The sequence below is a fragment of the Candidatus Accumulibacter phosphatis genome, assembly GCF_012939955.1.
In the GTDB taxonomy this organism is placed as follows: Bacteria; Pseudomonadota; Gammaproteobacteria; order Burkholderiales; family Rhodocyclaceae; genus Accumulibacter; species Accumulibacter delftensis.
The window spans coordinates 82,395-101,684 of record NZ_SPMY01000018.1 but is presented as its reverse complement, the minus strand read 5'-3'; the positions used below and the strand labels follow the sequence as shown (position 1 = coordinate 101,684).

The 19,290-nt window shown below is 63.1% G+C and carries 16 protein-coding genes and 1 pseudogene; 6 read left to right on the top strand and 11 right to left on the bottom strand.

The genetic code is table 11. The annotated features are described in order from the left end of the window. The first annotated feature begins 229 nt into the window (after positions 1-229). On the top strand, positions 230-463 hold the full coding sequence (locus tag E4Q23_RS06975) for a thioredoxin family protein (protein WP_169065964.1): 234 nt from the start codon (positions 230-232) through the stop codon (positions 461-463). A 193-nt stretch (positions 464-656) separates the two neighbouring features. Here the strand turns inward: E4Q23_RS06975 and E4Q23_RS06970 are convergent, their stop codons facing one another. After that, positions 657-848 carry a hypothetical protein gene (locus E4Q23_RS06970; protein WP_169065963.1) on the bottom strand — a complete coding sequence of 64 codons (192 nt, stop codon included), beginning with the start codon at positions 846-848 and terminating at the stop codon, positions 657-659. An 83-nt stretch (positions 849-931) separates the two neighbouring features. On the opposite strand from E4Q23_RS06970, the gene E4Q23_RS06965 reads away from it, so the two are divergent. The 3 genes from E4Q23_RS06965 to E4Q23_RS06955 all read left to right on the top strand — a co-directional run bounded on the left by E4Q23_RS06965 (position 932) and on the right by E4Q23_RS06955 (position 5,860). Further along, a complete protein-coding gene (locus E4Q23_RS06965; RefSeq protein ID WP_169065962.1) occupies positions 932-2,149 on the top strand; it encodes a hypothetical protein in 1,218 nt (405 codons plus the stop codon). After that, positions 2,146-3,294 (top strand): HupE/UreJ family protein, encoded by a 1,149-nt coding sequence (locus E4Q23_RS06960; protein ID WP_169065961.1) that lies wholly within the window; start codon positions 2,146-2,148, stop codon positions 3,292-3,294. Before E4Q23_RS06965 ends, E4Q23_RS06960 begins: the two co-directional genes overlap by 4 nt. 415 nt (positions 3,295-3,709) lie before the next feature. Then, positions 3,710-5,860, top strand: a complete 2,151-nt coding sequence (locus tag E4Q23_RS06955) for an ATP-dependent helicase (RefSeq protein ID WP_169065960.1) — start codon at positions 3,710-3,712, stop codon at positions 5,858-5,860. Between the two features lie 22 nt (positions 5,861-5,882). Here the strand turns inward: E4Q23_RS06955 and E4Q23_RS06950 are convergent, their stop codons facing one another. Continuing rightward, complete coding sequence (locus E4Q23_RS06950) at positions 5,883-7,625, bottom strand: TIGR00341 family protein (RefSeq protein WP_169065959.1); 1,743 nt, start codon at positions 7,623-7,625, stop codon at positions 5,883-5,885. Between the two features lie 329 nt (positions 7,626-7,954). Between E4Q23_RS06950 and E4Q23_RS06945 the strand changes: the two genes are divergently transcribed. Together E4Q23_RS06945 and E4Q23_RS06940 are read left to right on the top strand one after the other, a co-directional pair. Continuing rightward, the gene (locus E4Q23_RS06945; protein ID WP_169065958.1) at positions 7,955-9,157 is read left to right on the top strand and encodes a WD40/YVTN/BNR-like repeat-containing protein; all 1,203 of its coding nucleotides are present in this window, start codon (positions 7,955-7,957) and stop codon (positions 9,155-9,157) included. A 212-nt stretch (positions 9,158-9,369) separates the two neighbouring features. Then, complete coding sequence (locus E4Q23_RS06940; protein ID WP_169065957.1) at positions 9,370-9,627, top strand: MoaD/ThiS family protein; 258 nt, start codon at positions 9,370-9,372, stop codon at positions 9,625-9,627. An 89-nt stretch (positions 9,628-9,716) separates the two neighbouring features. On the opposite strand, the gene E4Q23_RS06935 is transcribed toward E4Q23_RS06940, so the two are convergent. From E4Q23_RS06935 to E4Q23_RS06900, 9 genes and pseudogenes are all read right to left on the bottom strand, one after another. Next, positions 9,717-10,166: a MaoC family dehydratase gene (locus E4Q23_RS06935; protein ID WP_169065956.1), complete on the bottom strand. Its 450-nt coding sequence runs from the start codon at positions 10,164-10,166 to the stop codon at positions 9,717-9,719. Positions 10,167-10,369: 203 nt separating this feature from the next. Then, a complete protein-coding gene (locus E4Q23_RS06930; RefSeq protein WP_169065955.1) occupies positions 10,370-11,347 on the bottom strand; it encodes an NADPH:quinone oxidoreductase family protein in 978 nt (325 codons plus the stop codon). A gap of 139 nt (positions 11,348-11,486) precedes the next feature. Beyond that, a complete protein-coding gene (locus E4Q23_RS23640) occupies positions 11,487-11,849 on the bottom strand; it encodes a cyclic nucleotide-binding/CBS domain-containing protein (protein WP_248595288.1) in 363 nt (120 codons plus the stop codon). A gap of 159 nt (positions 11,850-12,008) precedes the next feature. Next, a pseudogene (gene ccrA, locus E4Q23_RS06925) lies at positions 12,009-13,241 on the bottom strand (crotonyl-CoA carboxylase/reductase); the annotation flags it as partial. Positions 13,242-13,273: 32 nt separating this feature from the next. After that, a complete protein-coding gene (locus E4Q23_RS06920) occupies positions 13,274-13,543 on the bottom strand; it encodes a hypothetical protein (RefSeq protein ID WP_169065953.1) in 270 nt (89 codons plus the stop codon). 37 nt (positions 13,544-13,580) lie between these two features. Continuing rightward, positions 13,581-14,273, bottom strand: coding sequence for a hypothetical protein (locus tag E4Q23_RS06915; protein WP_169065952.1), 693 nt, complete (start codon positions 14,271-14,273; stop codon positions 13,581-13,583). Positions 14,274-14,280: 7 nt separating this feature from the next. Further along, positions 14,281-16,299: a protein meaA gene (locus E4Q23_RS06910; protein ID WP_169065951.1), complete on the bottom strand. Its 2,019-nt coding sequence runs from the start codon at positions 16,297-16,299 to the stop codon at positions 14,281-14,283. A gap of 2 nt (positions 16,300-16,301) precedes the next feature. Next, positions 16,302-17,483 carry a MaoC family dehydratase gene (locus tag E4Q23_RS06905; RefSeq protein ID WP_169065950.1) on the bottom strand — a complete coding sequence of 394 codons (1,182 nt, stop codon included), beginning with the start codon at positions 17,481-17,483 and terminating at the stop codon, positions 16,302-16,304. 123 nt (positions 17,484-17,606) lie between these two features. Then, positions 17,607-19,283, bottom strand: a complete 1,677-nt coding sequence (locus E4Q23_RS06900; RefSeq protein ID WP_169065949.1) for an acyl-CoA dehydrogenase family protein — start codon at positions 19,281-19,283, stop codon at positions 17,607-17,609. Positions 19,284-19,290: the final 7 nt, after the last annotated feature.

Sequence of the window (19,290 nt, the reverse complement as noted above, 5' to 3'; positions counted from 1 at the left end):
TCCCCGAATTCCCCGTATCACCCCCGGCCCTTCTCCCGCAGGGGAGAAGGGAGGTTCGTGAGTCGCATACGCGACTTTCACATTAACGGTCATGACACGGTGGAGACACCCCAAAGTCGATGANAGTCATGACCCGTTTCCCTCTTCCCCCTGCCCCTTCTCCCGCGAAGGGAGAAGGGAGTTTCGTGAGTCGCTTGCGCGACTTTCACATTAAGCTACGGAGCGCAATATGATCATCAAGATTCTCGGACCAGGGTGCAAGAAATGCAGCACCCTCACGGAAAACACCGAAAAGGCACTCGCCAGTCTGGGCCTGACGGCCGACGTGATAAAAGTGACCGACTTCGCGCAGATCGCTGCGCATGGGGTGATGTCGACGCCGGCCCTGGCGATCGACGACAAGGTGGTCTCGGTCGGCAAGGTGCTGACGGCGGCAGAAGTGGAGAAGATGCTGCGAAGGTGATTTGCCAGGCGTCGCAAACGCGATTTGTCGCGCGCGATTTGTTGTGCACTGTTTCTGGCCCGGCGTGCGCGGTGGGGGCGTGCGCAGTGGGAGGCACGAAAGTGCTTCGACGCGGCGCAGAAATTCGTCCGGCCCGACAAGGGCAACAAAAAAGCGGGCCGAAGCCCGCTCTTGTTTTCAGGAAGCCGTACGGCTATTTCTTCTCTTCCTTCATGTCCTTCTTGTCGTCCATTTTCTTCTCGTCCGCCTTCATGTCTTTCGTGTCGGGCTTCTTCTCTTCCATCTTCTTCTCGTCCTTGGGGGCACCGCCATGCGACATGGCGAAGGAACTAGCGGAGACAGTGGCGAAGGTCGCTGCAATCAGAACGGATAGTAGCTTGCGCATATGAAACTCCTCTGGATTTGTTGGAGAATGTGACGGCCGATTTGGCACGCACAAAAATAGTAACGCGAATGGACCTTCTCAAGTTGACCTCTTGCACCCACTTTCGCTTTCTGCCCTGGTTGCTGGCGGCCGGGGTAGCGCTGCTGGCGCTGACCGCGCATGCCGCGCCGCGCAAACCGAGCGACGACTCGGAAGTGCTGGAACGGCTGCCGACGCGGGCCGGCGACGCCAGTGCCCGCGAACTGGTCGCCTTGCGCGCGGCGATGGCTGCCGCCGGCAAGGACCCGCTGCCGGCAGCGCGGCTCGCCGAGCGCTATTTCGACCTGGCCATGGCCCGTGGCGATCCGCGCTACGCCGGCTATGCCGAAGCAGTGATCGCGCGTTTTCCAGAGCCACTGCCGCCCGAACTGCTTTCCATGCGCGGGATATTGAACCAGTATCGGCACGGCTTTCAAGCGGCGCTGGACGATTTTGCGGCGGCCCTGGTGCAAAATCCGCAACTCGCTCAGGCGCACGCCTGGCGCGGCGCCATTTTTCTGGTCCAGGCCAACTACGCCGCTGCGCAAGAGGAATGCGCTGCCCTGCAGGCGCTGGGAAAAACCATTCTTCATGCCAGCTGTAGCGGCCTCGCGCAGGCCTACGGCGGTCAACTCGCAGCCGGCTACGGCGCCTTGCAGCAGGGGCTGGCGAGCAGCCGCGACCCCGACAATCGCCTCTGGCTGCTGACGCGTCTGGGCGAAGTGGCGGCCTGGCGTGGCCAGCCGAAAGTCGCGGAAGAGCACTACCGCGAGGCCTTGCGCATCGGTCGCGACGACGGCTATCTGCTTGCCGCCTGGAGCGACTTTCTGCTCGACAACGGCCGACCCGCCGAAGTGCTCCGCGAACTGGCGGATTGGCAAGCATCCGACACCCTGCTGCTGCGCCTTGCCGAGGCAGCAGCCCTGGAGAACTCGCCGGACGCCGCACGCCTGGCGCAGACGCTCGATGAGCGCTTTGCGGCCGCCCGCCAACGTGGCGACACCACCCATCGTGCCGAGGAGGCGCGCTACGCCCTGCATCTGCGCAAGGACCCGGCAAGCGCCGTGCGCCTGGCTGCGGAAAACTACGCCGTCCAGCGCGAACCGCGTGACGCGCGCATCCTGCTCGAAGCGGCGATCGCCGCAGCTGACCCGGCAGCGGCACAGCCGGCGCGCGACTGGTTGCGCGACAGCGGCTTTGAGGATCAGCGACTGCGCGAGTTGGGTCAGAGGTTGGCGCCGGGCCCGGCACAAGCAGCGTCCAGGGCGGAAGCTCCGCGATGAGTCTCCGCCATTGCCCGTTTCGCCTGCCGGCGTTGCTGCTTTTCTTCGTGCTGTTCGCCCTCTCTCCGCTCGCCTCGGCGCACAAGGCCAGCGACAGCTACCTGATCCTCGATGTCAGCGGTAGCCAGGTCACCGGGCAATGGGACATCGCGCTGCGCGACATCGATTTTGCGCTCGGGCTCGATGTCGACGGCAACGGCGAGATCACCTGGGGCGAACTGCGCGCACGCCAGCCCGATATCGACGCCTGGGCGCTCGGCCGCCTCGGCCTGCAGCGCGGCGGTAGCTGCCGGATAGGGGTCGCCGACCACCTGGTCGACACGCACACCGACGGTGCCTACGCCGTGCTGCAACTGCGGGGCGAATGCCCGCGCACCGATGCCGAGCTGAGCGTCAGCTACCGCCTGCTCTTCGAGCTCGATGCCTTGCACCGCGGCCTGCTGCGCCTGACGCTGGACGGCAGCTCGCATTCCGCCGTCCTCGCCCCGGAGCGTGCCGAACAGCGCTTTGTCGCCGGCGAGAGCTCACGCCTGGCGCAGTTCGGGCAGTATCTCGTCGAGGGTATCTGGCACATCTGGATTGGCTTCGATCACATCCTCTTTTTGCTCGCCCTGTTGCTGCCCGCGGTGCTGGTGCACGAGAACGGCGGCTGGCGCGGGGTGGCGCGCTTCCGCGACGCGCTGCACGAAGTGCTGTGGGTGGTCACGGCCTTTACCGTCGCCCATTCGATCACCCTCTCGCTGGCCGCACTGGGCCTGATCCAGCTTCCGTCGCGGCTGGTCGAGTCAGCGATCGCCGCGTCGGTAGTACTGGCGGCGGCCAACAATCTCAAACCGCTGGTCGAAGGCCGGCGCTGGCTGGTGGCCTTCGCCTTCGGCCTGATCCACGGTTTCGGCTTCGCCAGCGTGCTCGCCGAACTCGGCCTGCCACAGCAGGCGCTGGTGCTCTCCCTGCTCGGCTTCAACCTCGGCGTCGAAGTGGGCCAGCTGGCGATTGTCGCCGTCTTCCTGCCGCTGGCCTACGCGCTGCGCAACACCGGCTTCTATCGCCGCGGCGTGTTCATCGGCGGTTCCCTGGCCACGCTGGCCATCGCCCTGGTCTGGCTGCTCGAACGCGCTTTCGATCTGAAGCTGATCGGCAGCTGATCGATAGTGTCGTGTTGCACGCACTATGGAACATATGAATCCCCCCGGCCACCGCGCGGATCTTACGCCGCTGTCAGGCTTGCCAAAGTCTTGCCGGGAATGGGGAATGGGGAATGGGGAATGGGGAATGCGGAATGCGGCGCCACATCAGCCCGCACGTCATTGCGAGGAGGCGCAGCCGACGTGGCAATCCAGAGGTTTGGCTTTTCGCATTGTCAATAGGTCAATGCGGCGGGAAATAGTGAGAGGATGGAGCTGGATTGCCGCGTCGGCTACGCCTCCTCACAATGACGGTGGGTACGGGATGGCTGCTGGGTCGGGGTGGAGGGGGTGGGATGGCACTATAGCAGCGTGACGTGTTCAGCCAGGCGGCTACGTTATACTGTTGTTAATTACAGCACACAAGGAATCGCCGGTGCGCGCCCCGCAAGCCGTTGAACATGCTCAGTCTGAAAGCGCAGCCGCGCAGAAGGCGGCAACGCCGCGCGCTGTCGATCCGCTGGCCCAGCTAAATGCAGCGCAGCGCCAGGCGGCGACTTTCGGCATCGACGACACTGGCCTGGCAGCCAGCGATGCTGCGCATCCACCGCTGCTGGTCATCGCCGGCGCGGGATCGGGGAAGACCGCGACGCTGGCGCAGCGGGTCGCGCAGCTGGTCGCCCACGGTGCCGACCCGGGGCGAATCCTGCTGCTCACTTTCTCGCGACGGGCGGCGAGCGAAATGAGCCGCCGCGTCGAGCGCCTTCTGACGCGTTGCGCCGCGGGTCAGGCGCGTACCGCCGCGCCGTCGCTCAACTGGTCGGGCACTTTTCACGGCGTCGGTGCACGCCTGCTGCGCGAGTACGCGGGCCGCATCGGCCTCGACCCAAATTTCACCATTCACGATCGGCAGGACTCGGGCGACCTGACCAACCTGGTGCGCCACGAGCTCGGCTTCGCGGTCAAGAGCAAACGCTTTCCACTGAAAGGGACCTGCCTGGCGATCTACTCGGCGACGGTGAACACCCAGTCGCCTCTGCGCGAGGTATTGCAAACGAGCTTTCCCTGGTGCGCCGAATGGGAGAGCGATCTGCAGCGACTGTTTCTCGCCTACGTCGAAGCCAAACAGGCGCAGCAGGTGCTCGACTACGACGATCTGCTGCTCTACTGGGCGCAGATGGTCAGCGATCCGGCGCTCGGTGGGGAGCTTGGCGCGCGCTTCAGGCATGTGCTGGTCGACGAGTATCAGGACACCAATCGCCTGCAGGCGGCGATTCTCCTGGCCATGAAACCCGATGGCAGCGGCCTCACGGTGGTCGGCGACGACGCGCAGTCGATCTACGCTTTTCGCGGCGCAACGGTGCGCAACATCCTCGATTTCCCGGCGCACTTCGAACCGCCCGCGCAATTGGTGACGCTGGAGCGCAACTACCGCTCGACGCAGCCGATCCTGGCCGCCGCCAACCAGGTCATTGCCCTCGCCGCCGAGCGCTTCAGCAAGGATCTGTGGAGCGAGCGTCAGTCATCGCAAAAACCGACCCTGGTTTCGCTTCGCGACGACGCCGATCAGGCGAACTATGTCGTCGAGCAGGTACTCGCCCGGCGCGAAGCCGGTGTCCGGCTCAAGGCACAGGCGGTGCTTTTCCGGAGCGCACAACACAGCGTGCGCCTGGAACTCGAACTCACTCGCCGCAACATTCCTTTCATCAAATTCGGCGGCCTCAAGTTTCTCGAAGCCGCACACGTCAAGGACGTCCTGGCGGTGCTGCGCTGGGCCCGGAACCCGCGCGACCGGATCGCCGGCTTCCGGGCCATGCAACTGGTCGCCGGCATCGGCCCGAAGACGGCCAGCCAGGTGCTGCGCAATGTCGCCGAAACCACTCCCGCTCCCGCCCTGCTCGGCGAGCAGCCGGTCCCTGCAGGCGCGCGCGCCGCGTGGCTGGAATTCACCACGCTGGTCGATTGCTGCGGCGCGGCTGGCGCGGCCTGGCCGACCGCCTTCGATCAGATCTGCCGCTGGTACGAGATGCAGATCGACCGCCTGCATCAGGATGCGGAAATCCGCCAGGCCGATGTCGAGCAGCTCGGCCGCATCGCCAACACCTACGCCAGCGCCGAAAGCTTTCTCACCGAACTGACCCTCGACCCGCCGGACGCCAGCAGCGACCAGGCCGGACCACCGCTGCTCGACGAGGATTACCTGATCCTGTCGACCATTCACTCGGCGAAGGGGCAGGAATGGACCGCCGTCACCATTCTCAACGCCGTCGATGGCTGCATCCCGTCCGACATGGCCACCGGCTCGGCGGCCGCAATCGAGGAGGAGCGGCGCCTGCTCTACGTGGCCATGACCCGCGCCAGGGAGTACCTGGAAATCATCGTCCCGCAGCGCTTCTACGTCACCCATCAAGCAGGCTTCGGCGACCGGCATCTCTACGCCAGCCGCACACGCTTCATCAGCAACGCGCTGCTGCCCCACTTCGAGCAAGGCTCGTGGCCACCCGCGCCAGAAGCTCCGGCCGCCAATCCCGAAGCCAAACAACAGGCGCTCGACCTGGCGGCGCGGATGCGGGCGATGTGGAAATGACCTCCGCCGCCCGCTACCCTCATCACTCCTTGCGCAATTTCTCGGCGACGACCGGCAGCAGCACCGACACCGCTCGAAAGGCCGCTTCGCCCCGTTCGCGTTCGGCGGCCAACTGATTCGGCAGCGGATAGCGGGCCACCGAAACCACCTCGATCCCGCCGGCGCGCAATGCCTCGGCAACGCGTTCGGCACGCACGCCAGCGAGCCGCGGCGGCCCCCCACGGTCACTACTGGCGTGCCCGACGACTTCGACGCGATCGATGTTCCAGCGTTGCAGGGCCCAGACGATGGTCGCGATGCGCAACTCTGCGGCCTCATTGAGGCCCTTGCTGCCGGGTTCGAAATAGATCGGCGGCAGTGCCTGCGGCGGCGGCAGCAAGCGGATCTGCCACTGCGGATGACGCTTTCCCAGGTCGCTCTCCATTGCCCGCCAGGCGGCGAGGTCGATTCCCGCTTGCGCTTCGGGAACCAGCGTCGCGCGTCGCTGCGCAGAATCGGCATCAAAAGCGGCCAGCGGCAAGGGAAAGGCGCTGCGCAGACTGTCGGCGACGCTGCTATCGAGCTTGGGCGCACTCTCGCCAAGCCCGAGCGCGAGCACCTGCGGCGACACTTTTTCAGACGTGCGTAGCTGTGTCAGCTGCAAATCGACCGGCTGGTGCAGTTGCCGTGCGATCTCCTCGCCCAGGCGCAGCTCCAGCTCGGCCTCAGGTTCGGCGCTCAAGACCATGGCGCGCACCCGCGGTGGCTTGCTGTCGATGAACAGCACCTCTACTGCGCCCAGCTGGCCGCCCGGCAGCGAGGCCGCGCCGGCCTCGAGCACGTTGCGAATACGAATCTGCGCGAAACTCTCGAAAGCGATCGCTTTCAGCGAAATGAACAGCGGTATGCCGAGGGGCACCAGCACCAGAAAAGAGATCGCTGCCTGGCGGGCAAAGCGCTTGCGCAAGCCACCGCGGCCGAAACCATACCATTCGGCAACGGCGGCGACCGCAAGACTGATCGCCGCCATGTTGGTGAAGAACAGCAGCAGCGCGCCGCGCGCCACCGGCCAGCGCTCGGTGACCAGGCCATAGCCAATGGTCGCCAGCGGTGGCATCAAGGCCGTGGCAATGGCCACTCCGACGATCGCCCCACCGCGGCCGCGGATCAGGGCATAGCCGCCCGCGGCACCCGAGAGGATGGCGACCACCAGGTCGAAAAGATTCGGGCGGGTACGCGCCAGCAGCTCTGGCGTCAGTTCCTTGACCGGCGAAAGCAGCACGATCAGCGAAGTGAACGCCACTGCTGCGGCAGTACCCAAAGCCAGCGCACGCAAACTTTTACGCGCCAGATCGAAGTCGAGAGTGGCGATGGCCATGCCGCTGCCGACGATCGGCCCCATCAGCGGCGAGATCAGCATCGCGCCGATGATCACCGCCGGCGAGTTGAGCAGCAGGCCGATGGTCGCTATGCCGCCGGCGACCACAATCATGAAGCAGAAATTGAACGAGAAATTGGCGTCCTGTTCGACCTGATCGAGAATCCCCCGGTGATCGATCTCGCGCACCAGAGCTCGCCACCAGCGCCCCCAGGCACGCGGCCCCAGCCACAGCGCGCGGACGAAGCTGCCCGTGCTGAGCAGGTCCTCGCCGAGGCCGGCAGTCTCGGCGACCTCGGCGACTTCGGCGACTTCGGCAGGCGCGGCAGCTCCGCTTGCTGTCGCGCTTGCTGTTGGTGGCGTAGTGGATGCTTGGCTAGCGGGTGATGCAGGTACGGGCGTGGGCATATTCGGGCTTTGTTGGCGACGGGAGAGTGTCACGCTCTGACTCTTTGGAGTGCTTGCGACAGGCGTCGAGAAGGGAGCGCGTCGCTGCCGGTGCGACGCCGACCGTCGCCGTTCTGGGAGGCATGTCCACGGATTCCGGCATCCGCAGCGATGCAGGCAGCGATTCTACCAAGGGATGGCACGGGAAGGGGCCGCGTTGAACAGTGTGACGAACACGGGCATTCCTATTGGGCGCAGTCCGACTGTGCGGTAAAGTGGCACCTCGAGAAATCGGCGCCAGGAGCGACCAGCACCGGCAGGGCAAGTGACAACGAGAAGGAGAAATAGTAATGGCCGACAATACGAATACCCGGCACGCTGACCATGGCGGTGCCGGCACGGCAGAGCAGGGGCAGGTCGTGCTGCTGGTGGCCACTCGCAAGGGCGCCTGGCTTTATCACGGCGATGCGGCACGCGAAAACTGGCGCGTCGATGGCCCGCACTTTCTCGGCCACATCATCAGTCATCTGGTGCTCGACCCGCGCGACGGCCAAACCCTGCTCGCTGCGGCCAAGACGGGACACCTCGGTCCGACGATCTTCCGCTCGACCGATCGTGGGCGCAGCTGGAGCGAAGCAAAGCGCCCGCCCGCTTTCGCTGCGAGCAGCGAAGGGGCCACCTCTGGCACAGCCCTGCCCGGCCGCACGGTCGATCACACTTTCTGGCTGACGCCGGGTAATGCCCAGCAGCCGGATGTCTGGTACGCCGGCACTTCGCCGCAGGGACTGTTCCGTTCCGACGACGGTGGCATCAGCTGGGCGCCGTTCTCGTGCATCAACGACGATCCGCAATACCGGCAGTGGATGGGTAGCGTACAGGACGGCACGCCGGACGGGCCAAAGCTGCACTCGATCATCGTTGATCCCCGCAACGCCGATCACCTCTACCTGGCGATGTCCGGTGGTGGCGTGCACGAGAGTAGCGATGGCGGCCAGAGTTTCAAGCCCCTGCTCGACCAGCTCGACGTCGTCGGCGGTTTCGATCGCGCCGATCCCACTTTCCACGACCCGCATTGCGTCCGCCTGTGCCCGAGCAACCCGGATCGTCTCTATCAGCAGAACCATTGCGGCATCTACCGCCTTGACCGGCCGTCCGAGCAATGGCTGAACATCGGCAAGAGCCTGCCCGCAGAGGTCGGCGACGTCGGCTTTCCGATGGTGCTCCACCCGCGCGACGCAGACACCGCCTGGGTCTTCCCGATGGACGGCACTTCCGTCTGGCCACGCACCAGTCCGGACGGCAGGCCGGCGGTGTATGCGACAGGCGACGGCGGCCAGAGCTGGCAACGTCGCGACGCCGGCCTGCCGACCAGCCAGGCGTGGTGGACGGTCAAGCGCCAGGCGATGAGCGCCGACGCGCTGCAGCCGCTAGGCCTCTATTTCGGGACCACCAGCGGCGAGTTGTGGATGAGTCGCGACGAAGGCCTGCACTGGCAATGCATCGCCCGCCACCTGCCGGAAATCTACGCCGTCGAAACCGCATTCCTGGCGTAACGGACATGGCAGTCGAGGCACCCCGGATCATGAGAGTCATGACCGTCCCCCTCTCACTTGCAGTGCGCATTCCGGCTTGCACGCCGGAATCGTTCGCCGGGCAGGGACCATGCTCCCTGAATTCCCCGCCTCACCCCCGGCCCTTCTCCCGCGGGGGGAGAGGGGAGGTTCGTGAGTCGCTTACGCGACTTTCACGGTAAGGCTGGCCGCCCATGAAAGTGCTCATTCCGAGCGCCTTGCGCTCCTACACCACACACGGCGAGGTCGAGGCCAACGGCGCGACCCTCGCCAGCGTGCTTGCCGACCTCGACCGCCGCTACCCGGGAATTCGCTTCCGCATGATCGACGAGCAGCAGCAGATACGAGCACACATCCGCTTCTTCTACGCCAGCGCGCAGCTACGCGACCTCGCTCAGCCGCTGGACGCGAACGGCGAACTGATCATCGTGCAGGCACTGAGCGGCGGGTGAGCGGCGGCGGCGCGTCGGCAAAGTCGGCTGCGGCGGGGTGGCGTCGCGTGCAGTTTCGCCAACCCCCTGCCAGCGGCCGTAGCGACGAACTACTTGCCAGCCGCTTCGCGCTTTTTGCGCGAGGTGGGCATCAACATCGCTTCGCCATCGATGACCACGGTGTCACCCACGGTGCACACGGTGTCGAGCGCCACCCGGCCCTTTTCGGCGAACACTTCCTTGACCGTCACCTTGGCATGCACCGTGTCGCCGGGACGCACCGGCGCGCGGAAACGCAAGGACTGGTTCATGTAAATACAGCCGGGCCCGGGCAAGCGATTGCCGAGCACCGCCGAGATCAGGCTGGCGGATAACATGCCGTGCGCGATACGGCCGCCAAACATCGTCGTGCGCGCAAAATCCTCGTCCATATGCACCGCATTGACGTCGGTGGACACGCCCGCAAACAGGACCAGATCTGCGTCAGTAATGGTCTTGGCAATTTCCGCGCTCATACCGACAGACAAGTCTTCAATATCGTAACCGTTCTGGGGATTCATGATAGGCCTTTCATAATGATTATCAGCACGGATATGTCCGTGCCCAGGGAAAACAGCGTCAGCTATCGCTGGCACCGGTGAATATTTTTCAACATAGCAAAAAACTTGAATCCAAAACGTCCAGAGGACGAGAATCTTTAATAAGCGACAAGGAGTATCTCTGATATAGGCACAGCGGTCAATGCAAAGGTCATCACGGTGCTTCAGTCGATAGCAATCACGACTTTGCCGGTCGATTTTCTGCTCACCACCTGATCAAGCGCTTCACACGCCTCCTCCAGTGGATAGGTCGCCGAGACATGCGGCTTGATCGCGCCGTCGAGATACCAGTGAATCAGCGTCTGGAAACTCTCGGTCATCACCGCGGGGTTCAGTTCCACGTACGCCGGCCAGTTGACACCGATGACGTCCACATTCTTGACCAGCAAGTGATTGGCAGGAATCTGCGGCACGCTGCCAGCGGCGAAACCGATGATCAGGATGCGCCCTTCGAAAGCAATACTGCGTAGCGAAGCGGTAAACAAGTCGCCGCCAACCGGATCGTAGACCACATCGGCACCGCGACCGGCGGTCAATTCCTTGATCCGTTCGCGAACGTCATCACGGCTGGAATCAATCAGATGATCGGCGCCGTGCTCACCGGCGACCGCGAGTTTTGCCGGGCTGCTGGCCGTGGCAATCACCGTCGCCCCCAGTTGCTTGCCAATCGCGACAGCGGTCAAGCCGACGCCGCCGGAGGCGCCATGGACGACCAGGGTTTCACCGGCACGCAAGCGGGCCCGGTGCCACAAGGCGATATGCGCAGTGCCAAACACCACCGGAAAGGCAGCAGCGTGCTGCCAGGACATTTCGTCTGGTATCCGCAGGCAGCGCTGCGCATCGGCGACGACCTGCTCGGCATAACCGCCAGACGGCGTCATGGCCAGCACCCGATCGCCACGGGCAATCCCTTTTACGCCCGCTCCCAACTCCAGCACCTCACCGGAAACTTCAAAGCCCGGACTGAAGGGAAGTGGTGGCTGCTTTTGATATTGGCCGCGGATAATCAGGCTGTCGGCGAAATTAACGCCGCAGGCGCGGACCCGGATGCGCAGTTGGCCAGGACCAGGGCGAGCTTCGGCAAGTTCCTCCAGCCGCAAGGAGGATGGACCGCTCAGTTCACGGCAGACGATGGCTCGCATGCTGGGAAATTCTCCATGGTTGCGGAGAAAAGTCCCTCCCCGTCGCGAAAGACGGGAAGGGTCTTTGTGGACTCCCCGACCTGGCCAGCGTGAGATGCGGCCAAAGGCCAGGCAGCGGGGTCGATTGAAACGGCTGTGACTAGTCGCCGATGATCTTGCGCACCACGTCGGTCATCGAAATAACACCGACCGGCTGACCCTGCTCGGTGACTACCAGACGATGCATGCGCCGTCCGGTCATCAGGCTGACCGCGTCGCTCAACAGCATTTCCGCATCGCAGGTCGCGCAACCCGGCGTCATGACTTCGCCGGCCAGCATCGAGCGTGCCTGATCCGGAGTGCGGCCCTGCCGCGCCAGCACCATATCGGTCTGCGACACGACGCCGACTGCCGCGCCCTGCGCATCCATGACTACCACCGCATGGATTTCGTTGCCGACCATGATCTTGGCCACGGCGCCGACGGTATCATCCGGCGCGCAGGAAATGATGCCACGATGCATCAAATCGCGAACCTTGCTGCCGTCGTCGGCAATGGTGATCGGCTCGCCCTCGGCAATGCCCGGCAACGGCGTGGACATCGGGTACGGCGCCGGCGTGGTGTGCACGTCGCCCTTGGGCAGCGTCGGTTGTACCATCGCGACCGCCGGCTTGCCGCTGGCACCGAGACCGAAGTCGGTGGCGCCGATGAGCACCGACATGTTGCCGTGTGGGTGTTTGTTGTCGGCCATCAACTGATGGGCAATGGGTAATTCTTCATAGGTAAACGCCCGCGACATACAGGGATCAAGCTGGCCGCTCTGCGCCAACTCGTTCATCTCGTTGCACTGCTTGGTATTGGCGAAATGCGAGCCTTGCAGGCGCTTTTGCCGCATCCACAGGTAGCGCAAATCGACCGTCGCATTGTAGCCGCTGGTACCGGCGCAGACCACCACCATGCCGCCGGTTTCGCAAACAAAAATCGAACTCGGAATAGTCGTTTCACCGGGATGCTCGAAGACAATATTCGGCGCCCGCTTTTCACCCAGCACTTCCCAGATTTTTGCGCCGAAGCCGCGCACGCCCTTCAACCACTTGGCGTAGCCGGCATTGTCCTTCCAGTGCGGCAACATTCCCCAATGATCGAAGTCATTGCGGTTGATGCAGCCCTTCGCGCCGAGCTTCATGCAGTAGTCGTATTTGTCCTCGCCCGAGACGATGGCCACGGAGGTTGCACCGACCGCTTTGGCGATCTGAATCGCCATCGAACCGAGACCGCCCGCGCCACCCCAGATCAAGGCCACGTCGCCCTTCTTGACCGAACTGCTTTCCCAGCCGTGCAGCATCCGCCAGGCGGTCGCTGCAACCAGGACATAGGCAGCGGCCTGTTCCCAGTTCATGTGCTTGGGCTTGGGCATGCACTGTTGCGCCTGCACTCTGGTGAATTGGGCAAAACTGCCGTAATTGGTTTCGTAACCCCAGATCTTGAACGACGGCGAGTACATCGGATCGCCACCTTTTTTGACCCACGCACAATTGCGATCATAGGTCCCGCAATGCATGACCACTTCGTCGCCCACCTTGACGTTGGTGACGTCCTTGCCCACTGCGTAGACAATGCCGGACGCATCGCTACCGCCAATGTGGAAATCCTCGGGCTCGCCGGCCTTGTTGCGAGCGCCGATCACATTGACGGGAACACCCATTCCCGCCCAGACGTTGTTGTAGTTGATTCCTGCCGCCATCACGTAAACGAGGACCTCGTCGTCGGCAATCGACGGCGTATTCACTACTTCCTTCTGGAACGCTGCTGTCGGCTGGCCAAAGCGCTCGGCGCGAATCAACCAGGCGTGCATCTGTTCCGGAACTTCGCCCAGGGGAGGTCTATTACCCACTTCGTAAAGCTGCTTGCTCATCAGGATGCTCCTTCGTTGGTTGAACTACTTGATCAATCTGACGACTTGAATCTGGAAATAATCTGCTGCCGCATTCGCTCACATTCTTCGAATTGATTACCTGGCGTTGCGTTCAGGCGCTTGCCGATTTCAGCGTAGCCGCCGACCAGCCCAACGCCAAAAGTCCCGAACTCCTCCTTCAACACCCGCATTACCCAGCCGCTCTGGTGGCGAGCGCGCAGTTTGCCCAACAAGCCGGCCGCAACGAGAAAGCTGCGATGTCGATCGAAATGCCCGTGCAACTGCTTTATGCCGGTATTCATCGTGGCGCTCACCAGGCACACCGGATAATCCCAATCATCACGGCGATCCTGCCGGGGGGGCGCTGCGGCCAATTTCGCTGGCGGTCTTGTGCGCCGGAGCGCCAAGGTCCGACTTATTGACTGCAAAAACATCCGGAATCTCGATGATCCCAGACTTCAGATACTGGATCGTGTCACCCGAGGCCGGTTGCGCCACATAACAGACCGTGTCGCCAATCTCGGCAATATCGATTTCCGTTTGCCCGACACCAACCGTCTCGACGACGACGATATCGAAGCAGGCCAGCAGCAGCCAACTCATCGGCCAGACCTCGCTCGCCACGCCACCCAACTGGTTGCGGTTGGCCAGCGAGCGAATGAACAGGCCTTCGTCGTAGGACGCGTTCTTGATACGAATGCGATCGCCCAGCAAAGCGCCACCGCCCAATTCGGGGCGACTGGATGGGTCAACAGCGAGCACTCCGACCGTCCGACCCGCCAGCCGCCACTCGCGAATCAGCGCCGACACGAGCGACGACTTCCCGGCGCCGGGAGGGCCGGTAACGCCAATAAGGTGGCCGTCATTGAGCGCCCGCTCAGCGGACAGCGCCGCCAGCAAACGTGCCGAGCGCTGACGCGCGGCCGCCAGCTTGTTGTCGAGCAGATTCAAGCCGCTGGCCACCGCCGCACGCTCCCGGCGCAGTATCCGCACGGCCAACTGCTCGGGATCGGGAAGCGGCACCTGTGTCATGTGCGGGTCAGGGCAGCGGTCCAAGGCGTCCCAGCCCGTTGGCTGCGCGGATCACGTCCACCATATCGGCCATGATGGTGTTGAAACTGAAATCCTTGGGCGTATAGACCGCACTGACGCCCAGCGCCACCAGTTTCGTCGCATCCTCCAGCGGGATGATCCCGCCGGCGATCACCGGCACGCTTGCCAGATCGCGCAGGCGCAGTTCATCGAGAACCGACTCCACGAGTTCCATATGGCTTCCCGACAGTATCGACAGGCCAACCATGTGCACGCCCTCTTCCTCCGCGGCCTGGGCAATCTGTTGCGGCGTCAGCCGGATACCGTCGTAGACCACCTCGAAGCCGACGTCCCTGGCCTTGACGGCAACCTGTTCCGCGCCGTTCGAGTGTCCGTCCAGGCCCGGTTTGCCGACCAATAGTTTCAAGGGACGACCGAGAGCCTCACCCGTACTGGCGACGCGGGTCCTGAGTTCGGTGACCTGATCCTTCCTGCCGAGTACTGCGCAGCTGTCGATGGCGATATCGATACCGGTCGGTGGCCTGAACTCGCCGAACACGGCGCGCAGCGAATCGCCCCATTCGCCGGTGCTGACTCCCGCAAGGGCGCAGCGAATCGAACTGGGCATGATGTTTTCACCGCTCCTGGCGGCATCGCCAAGCCCTTGCAAGGCAGCCTGCACGTCGGCGTCGTTGCGGTTTTTTCGATGCGCCTGCAGGCGTTCGATCTGCTCGCGTTCGGCGGCCGGATCGGTTTTCATGATGCCGCCATCGCTGCCCAGGGTCAGTGGCGATTCGGCGGTTTCCTGGAAGCAGTTGACGCCGATGATTTTCAGCTCGCCCGACTCGATGGCACGCAGGCGGTTCATATGACTGGCGACCAGTTCACGCTTGACGTAGCCGGACTCGATGGCGGCGATGATGCCGCCCTGCGCCTCGACATTGGCGATCTCTTTTCTGGCACCTTCGACCAGTTGCCTGACCTTGGCGGCAATGACCGGCGAGCCATCGAAGATATCTTCATACTCCAGCAGATCGGTTTCGAAAGCCAATACCTGCTGCATGCGCAGCGCCCATTGCTGATCCCAGGGGCGCGGCAAACCCATGGCCTCGTTCCAGGCGGGAAGCTGAATGGCGCGCGCCCGCGCGCCTTTGGAAAGCGCCACCGCGAGCATCTCCAGAACGATTCGCTGGACGTTGTTTTCCGGCTGCGGCTCGGTGAGCCCGAGCGAGTTCACCTGCACGCCATAACGGAAGCGGCGCAGCTTCGGGTCGGCGACCTTGTAGCGGGTAAGGGTCAACTCATCCCACATTTCGCCGAAGGCGCGCAGCTTGCAGCACTCCTCGACGAAGCGAATGCCGGCGTTGACGAAGAAGGAGATACGCTCCACGACCTGTGAAAACTCGTCCGGCTTGATCTCGCCAGACGCCTGCACCCGGTCCAGAACCGCCATCGCCGCGCACAGGGCATAGGCCAGTTCCTGCACCGGTGTCGCCCCCGCCTCCTGCAGGTGGTAACTGCAGATGTTGGTGGGATTCCACTTCGGCACGTGCTTGATGGTGTAGTTGATGGTGTCGGCGATCAAGCGCATCGACGGGCCCGGCGGATAGATGTAGGTGCCGCGCGACAGGTATTCCTTGATGATGTCGTTCTGCGTCGTGCCGCTCAATTTTTTCGGATCGATTCCCCGCCGTTGTGCCAGGCCGATGTACAAGGACAGCAACCATGGTGCGGTGGCATTGATGGTCATCGCCGTATTCATCTGATCGAGCGGGATCTGGTCGAACAACTGATCCATATCCTCGATATGCGATATCGGCACGCCGACCTTGCCGACTTCGCCCCGCGCCAGGGGACTGTCGGCGTCGTAACCGGTCTGCGTCGGCAAATCGAAGGCCACCGACAATCCCGTCTGACCTTTGGCCAGGTTCGTTCGATAAAGCGTGTTCGACGCCTTGGCCGAGCTGTGACCACTATAGGTGCGCATCAACCACGGTCGATCGCGCTTCGTTTGCAGAACATCCATGGCTAGCCCCTTTTCCTGATCAAGAGACGTCTCTCGATCTCAAAAATCTTCGCATCGATCTTCTCCTTGGCCAGCGCTTTCTTGTCGCCTTCCTTGACGAACAAATCGACGCCGTATTGGGCAAAGGCCCTGGCAGCACTAACATTCTTGACGCCGATCAGCTGGAAACTCACGATGCCGAACTTCGCAGCCAGGTCGCCCGGCGCATCTTCGGCCGCCAGTACCCGCGACAAGGCGGCCACGGTATCGCCACTGACCGACGGCTGCGTGTGATAGCCCTCGGTAAAACCCAGCTCCCAAACGCTGTTCTCGCTGACGTCGCGACTGGCCAGGCCTTCCAGCCAGGCGAAGACCAGACCGCCATAAACGATGGGATCACCGCTCATCTTGCCGGACAGGCCGGAACTGAAGACGCGGTCAAAATGCAGCGGATGTGTATTGCCCACCGCGTAAGTCAGTGGCAAATGCTCGTCAGTGATTGTTCGGCCATTGGCATGGACGATGATCTCGCCGACGGAAAAGTCCTCGAAACAGGAGTTTGGACCAGTCAGTCCGGCAGGGAGCGACTCCGGAAACTCCGGCAAGGCGACCTCGGCAGCGTCCACCCAGGGGAAGGCCGGCATCACGGTCGACGGCGGCAAGGGCGTCGTTGGCGGACGATCGCCCTGCCCGGCGACCATGATTTTCCGCTCGTACTGCAGCACGACCTCGTCATTCTGGTTGAGGCCCAGAGTACGGATGGTGACAATGCCCGGCTTGCCGGCACCGCGCTCTTTGCGGTCTATGACCTTGGTCAGCGAGCGAATCGTATCCAGCTGATAGACCGGTCGCAGGTACTGGGCATCGTAATAACCGAGATTGGCCATCGCCTTTTCTGAATCGTTCTGCACGCCCAGCGAGAGAACGACATTGAAGACCATCTGCGGCGAAGCGACCAGACCGGCAAAGCCGCTGGCCCGCGCGTACTGGTCATTGACATACAGCGGATTGCACTGCATGTAGGTACGCGCAAAAGCCTCCATCTGGGCAGGGAAGAAGGTGAAACCACGCGGGTGAACAAACACCTGCCCCGGTACAAACTCCTCCAGATAGCGGCCATAGTGGGGATAGCGGACTTGCTGCACGTCCAGCTTCACTTTTTCAGCCAGTTCGACCTGCGCTCGGAAACGAATCGCTTGCGACATGAAATCTTCCTCTTGCGGTAAGAGTCGCATTTAACCTTCAACCTTCACCAATCGCGACTCACGAATCCCCCCTTCTCCCGCGCGCGGGAGAAGGCTTGGGCGAAGTGCAGACTGAAGCCGGACCTACGCGGCGTCGATCAGGGAGCGAGCGATGACCTTCAGCGCCAGCGTTTCTTCGGCGCCTTCGAAAATCGACAGCACACGCGCATCCAGGAAGTAGCGACTGACCGGTGACTCCTCGGCGTAGCCCATGCCGCCATGAATCTGCAGCGCTTCACGGGTCAGCCATTCGGCCGTCCGACAGGTAAACAGCTTCACCATGCTGGCTTCCATCTGCCCCGAACCCTCATCCATCAAACGCCCGACGGCGTAGGTGAATTGGCGGGATACGGTCAGCAGGGTCGCCATGCGCGCCAACTTGACCAGCGTCAGCTGATACTCGCCAATGGGTTTGCCGAATGCCTTGCGCTCGCCGGCATAGGAAACCGCACGTTCGAAGGCGGCCTGCATGACCCCAATGGCACGCGCCGCCGTTTGAATGCGCCCGCCTGCAAAGCCGGCCATCGTGAAGTAGAAGCCCTTTCCCTCGCCTTCCGGCCCGCCAACCAGGTTCTCGTCGGGGACGAAAACATTGTCGAAGAAGACTTCATAGGAATGCATTCCCCGATAACCGATGGTCGAAATCGCCCGACCGCTGAGCACACCGCCCTGCGCCTGCCGATACTCGAAATCGTGGCCGTCATAGGAGTCCTTTTCGACCAGGAACATGCTCAGGCCCTTGTGGCCAAGCGAGCGGTCGGGGTTGGAACGTGCCAGAACCAGGAGCACACCCGCTTTGCCGGCCATGGTGCACCAGGTCTTGACGCCGTCGAGCAGCCAGCCGCCATCGCACTTGGTCGCCTTGAGGCGCATGGCAGCAACGTCGGAGCCGGTATCCGGTTCGGTGACGGCAATGGCACACAGTGGGTCGCCCATCGCCACCAGTGGCAACCACTTCTGTCGCTGCTCTTCCGTGCCCCCTTTTTGCAGGGCGCGACTGAGAATTTCCGGACGGGTAATCAGGCTGCCTGCGGCGCCGAGCGAACCACGCGACAGCTCTTCGGTGACCACGATCATGCCCATGTTGTCTTCATGATCGTCGCTCTGGATGCCGCCGTAACGTTCCGGAATCGACAGCCCGAAGCAGCCCATTTCGGTCAGCGGATCGAGGATTTCCTGCGGAATGATGCGGTCCTGGCGATGAATCTCCTCGGCCAGCGGCATCACCACATTGGTCGCCAGCCGGCGAAATGCGTCCTGCATCATCAGCGCGTCGTCGCCGAGCATGTAGGCGCCGCTATCGCCCTCCAGGGCCACGACCTCGCGGCCCAGAGCCGCCAGCTTGTCGGCATCCAGTTGCGCCTGGCAGAAGGTGGCAAGTGCGCTTGAAGCGAAAGCCGCCAGGTCGGCGGCGTTCAGACCGAAACTCTGCGGCCGTGCCCAGAAACGATTATGGATGTTCTGCAAAGCCTCGGCACAAAAGGCCTGCGCCATCCGCTCTTCCAGACACAGACCGTCGTTGTCCGCCGCGGCAGCGGCAAGCTTTTCGGCATACTCCACCGCAAAGCGCGCGGCGGTCGCTTCAGCGGCACACCAGGCCAGATCGAAGCTGGCCATCTGATGTGCGTCCAGTTTCTCGTTCGAGACGCCCTTCTCGCCGGCGCACTGCTGCTTCACCCAACTCAGCGATTTCTTGATCAGTGCATCGGCTGCCTGGAGATACTGTCGTGCTTCCTGCGTCCCGTTCTTGACCTCAGTCATGGCTCAT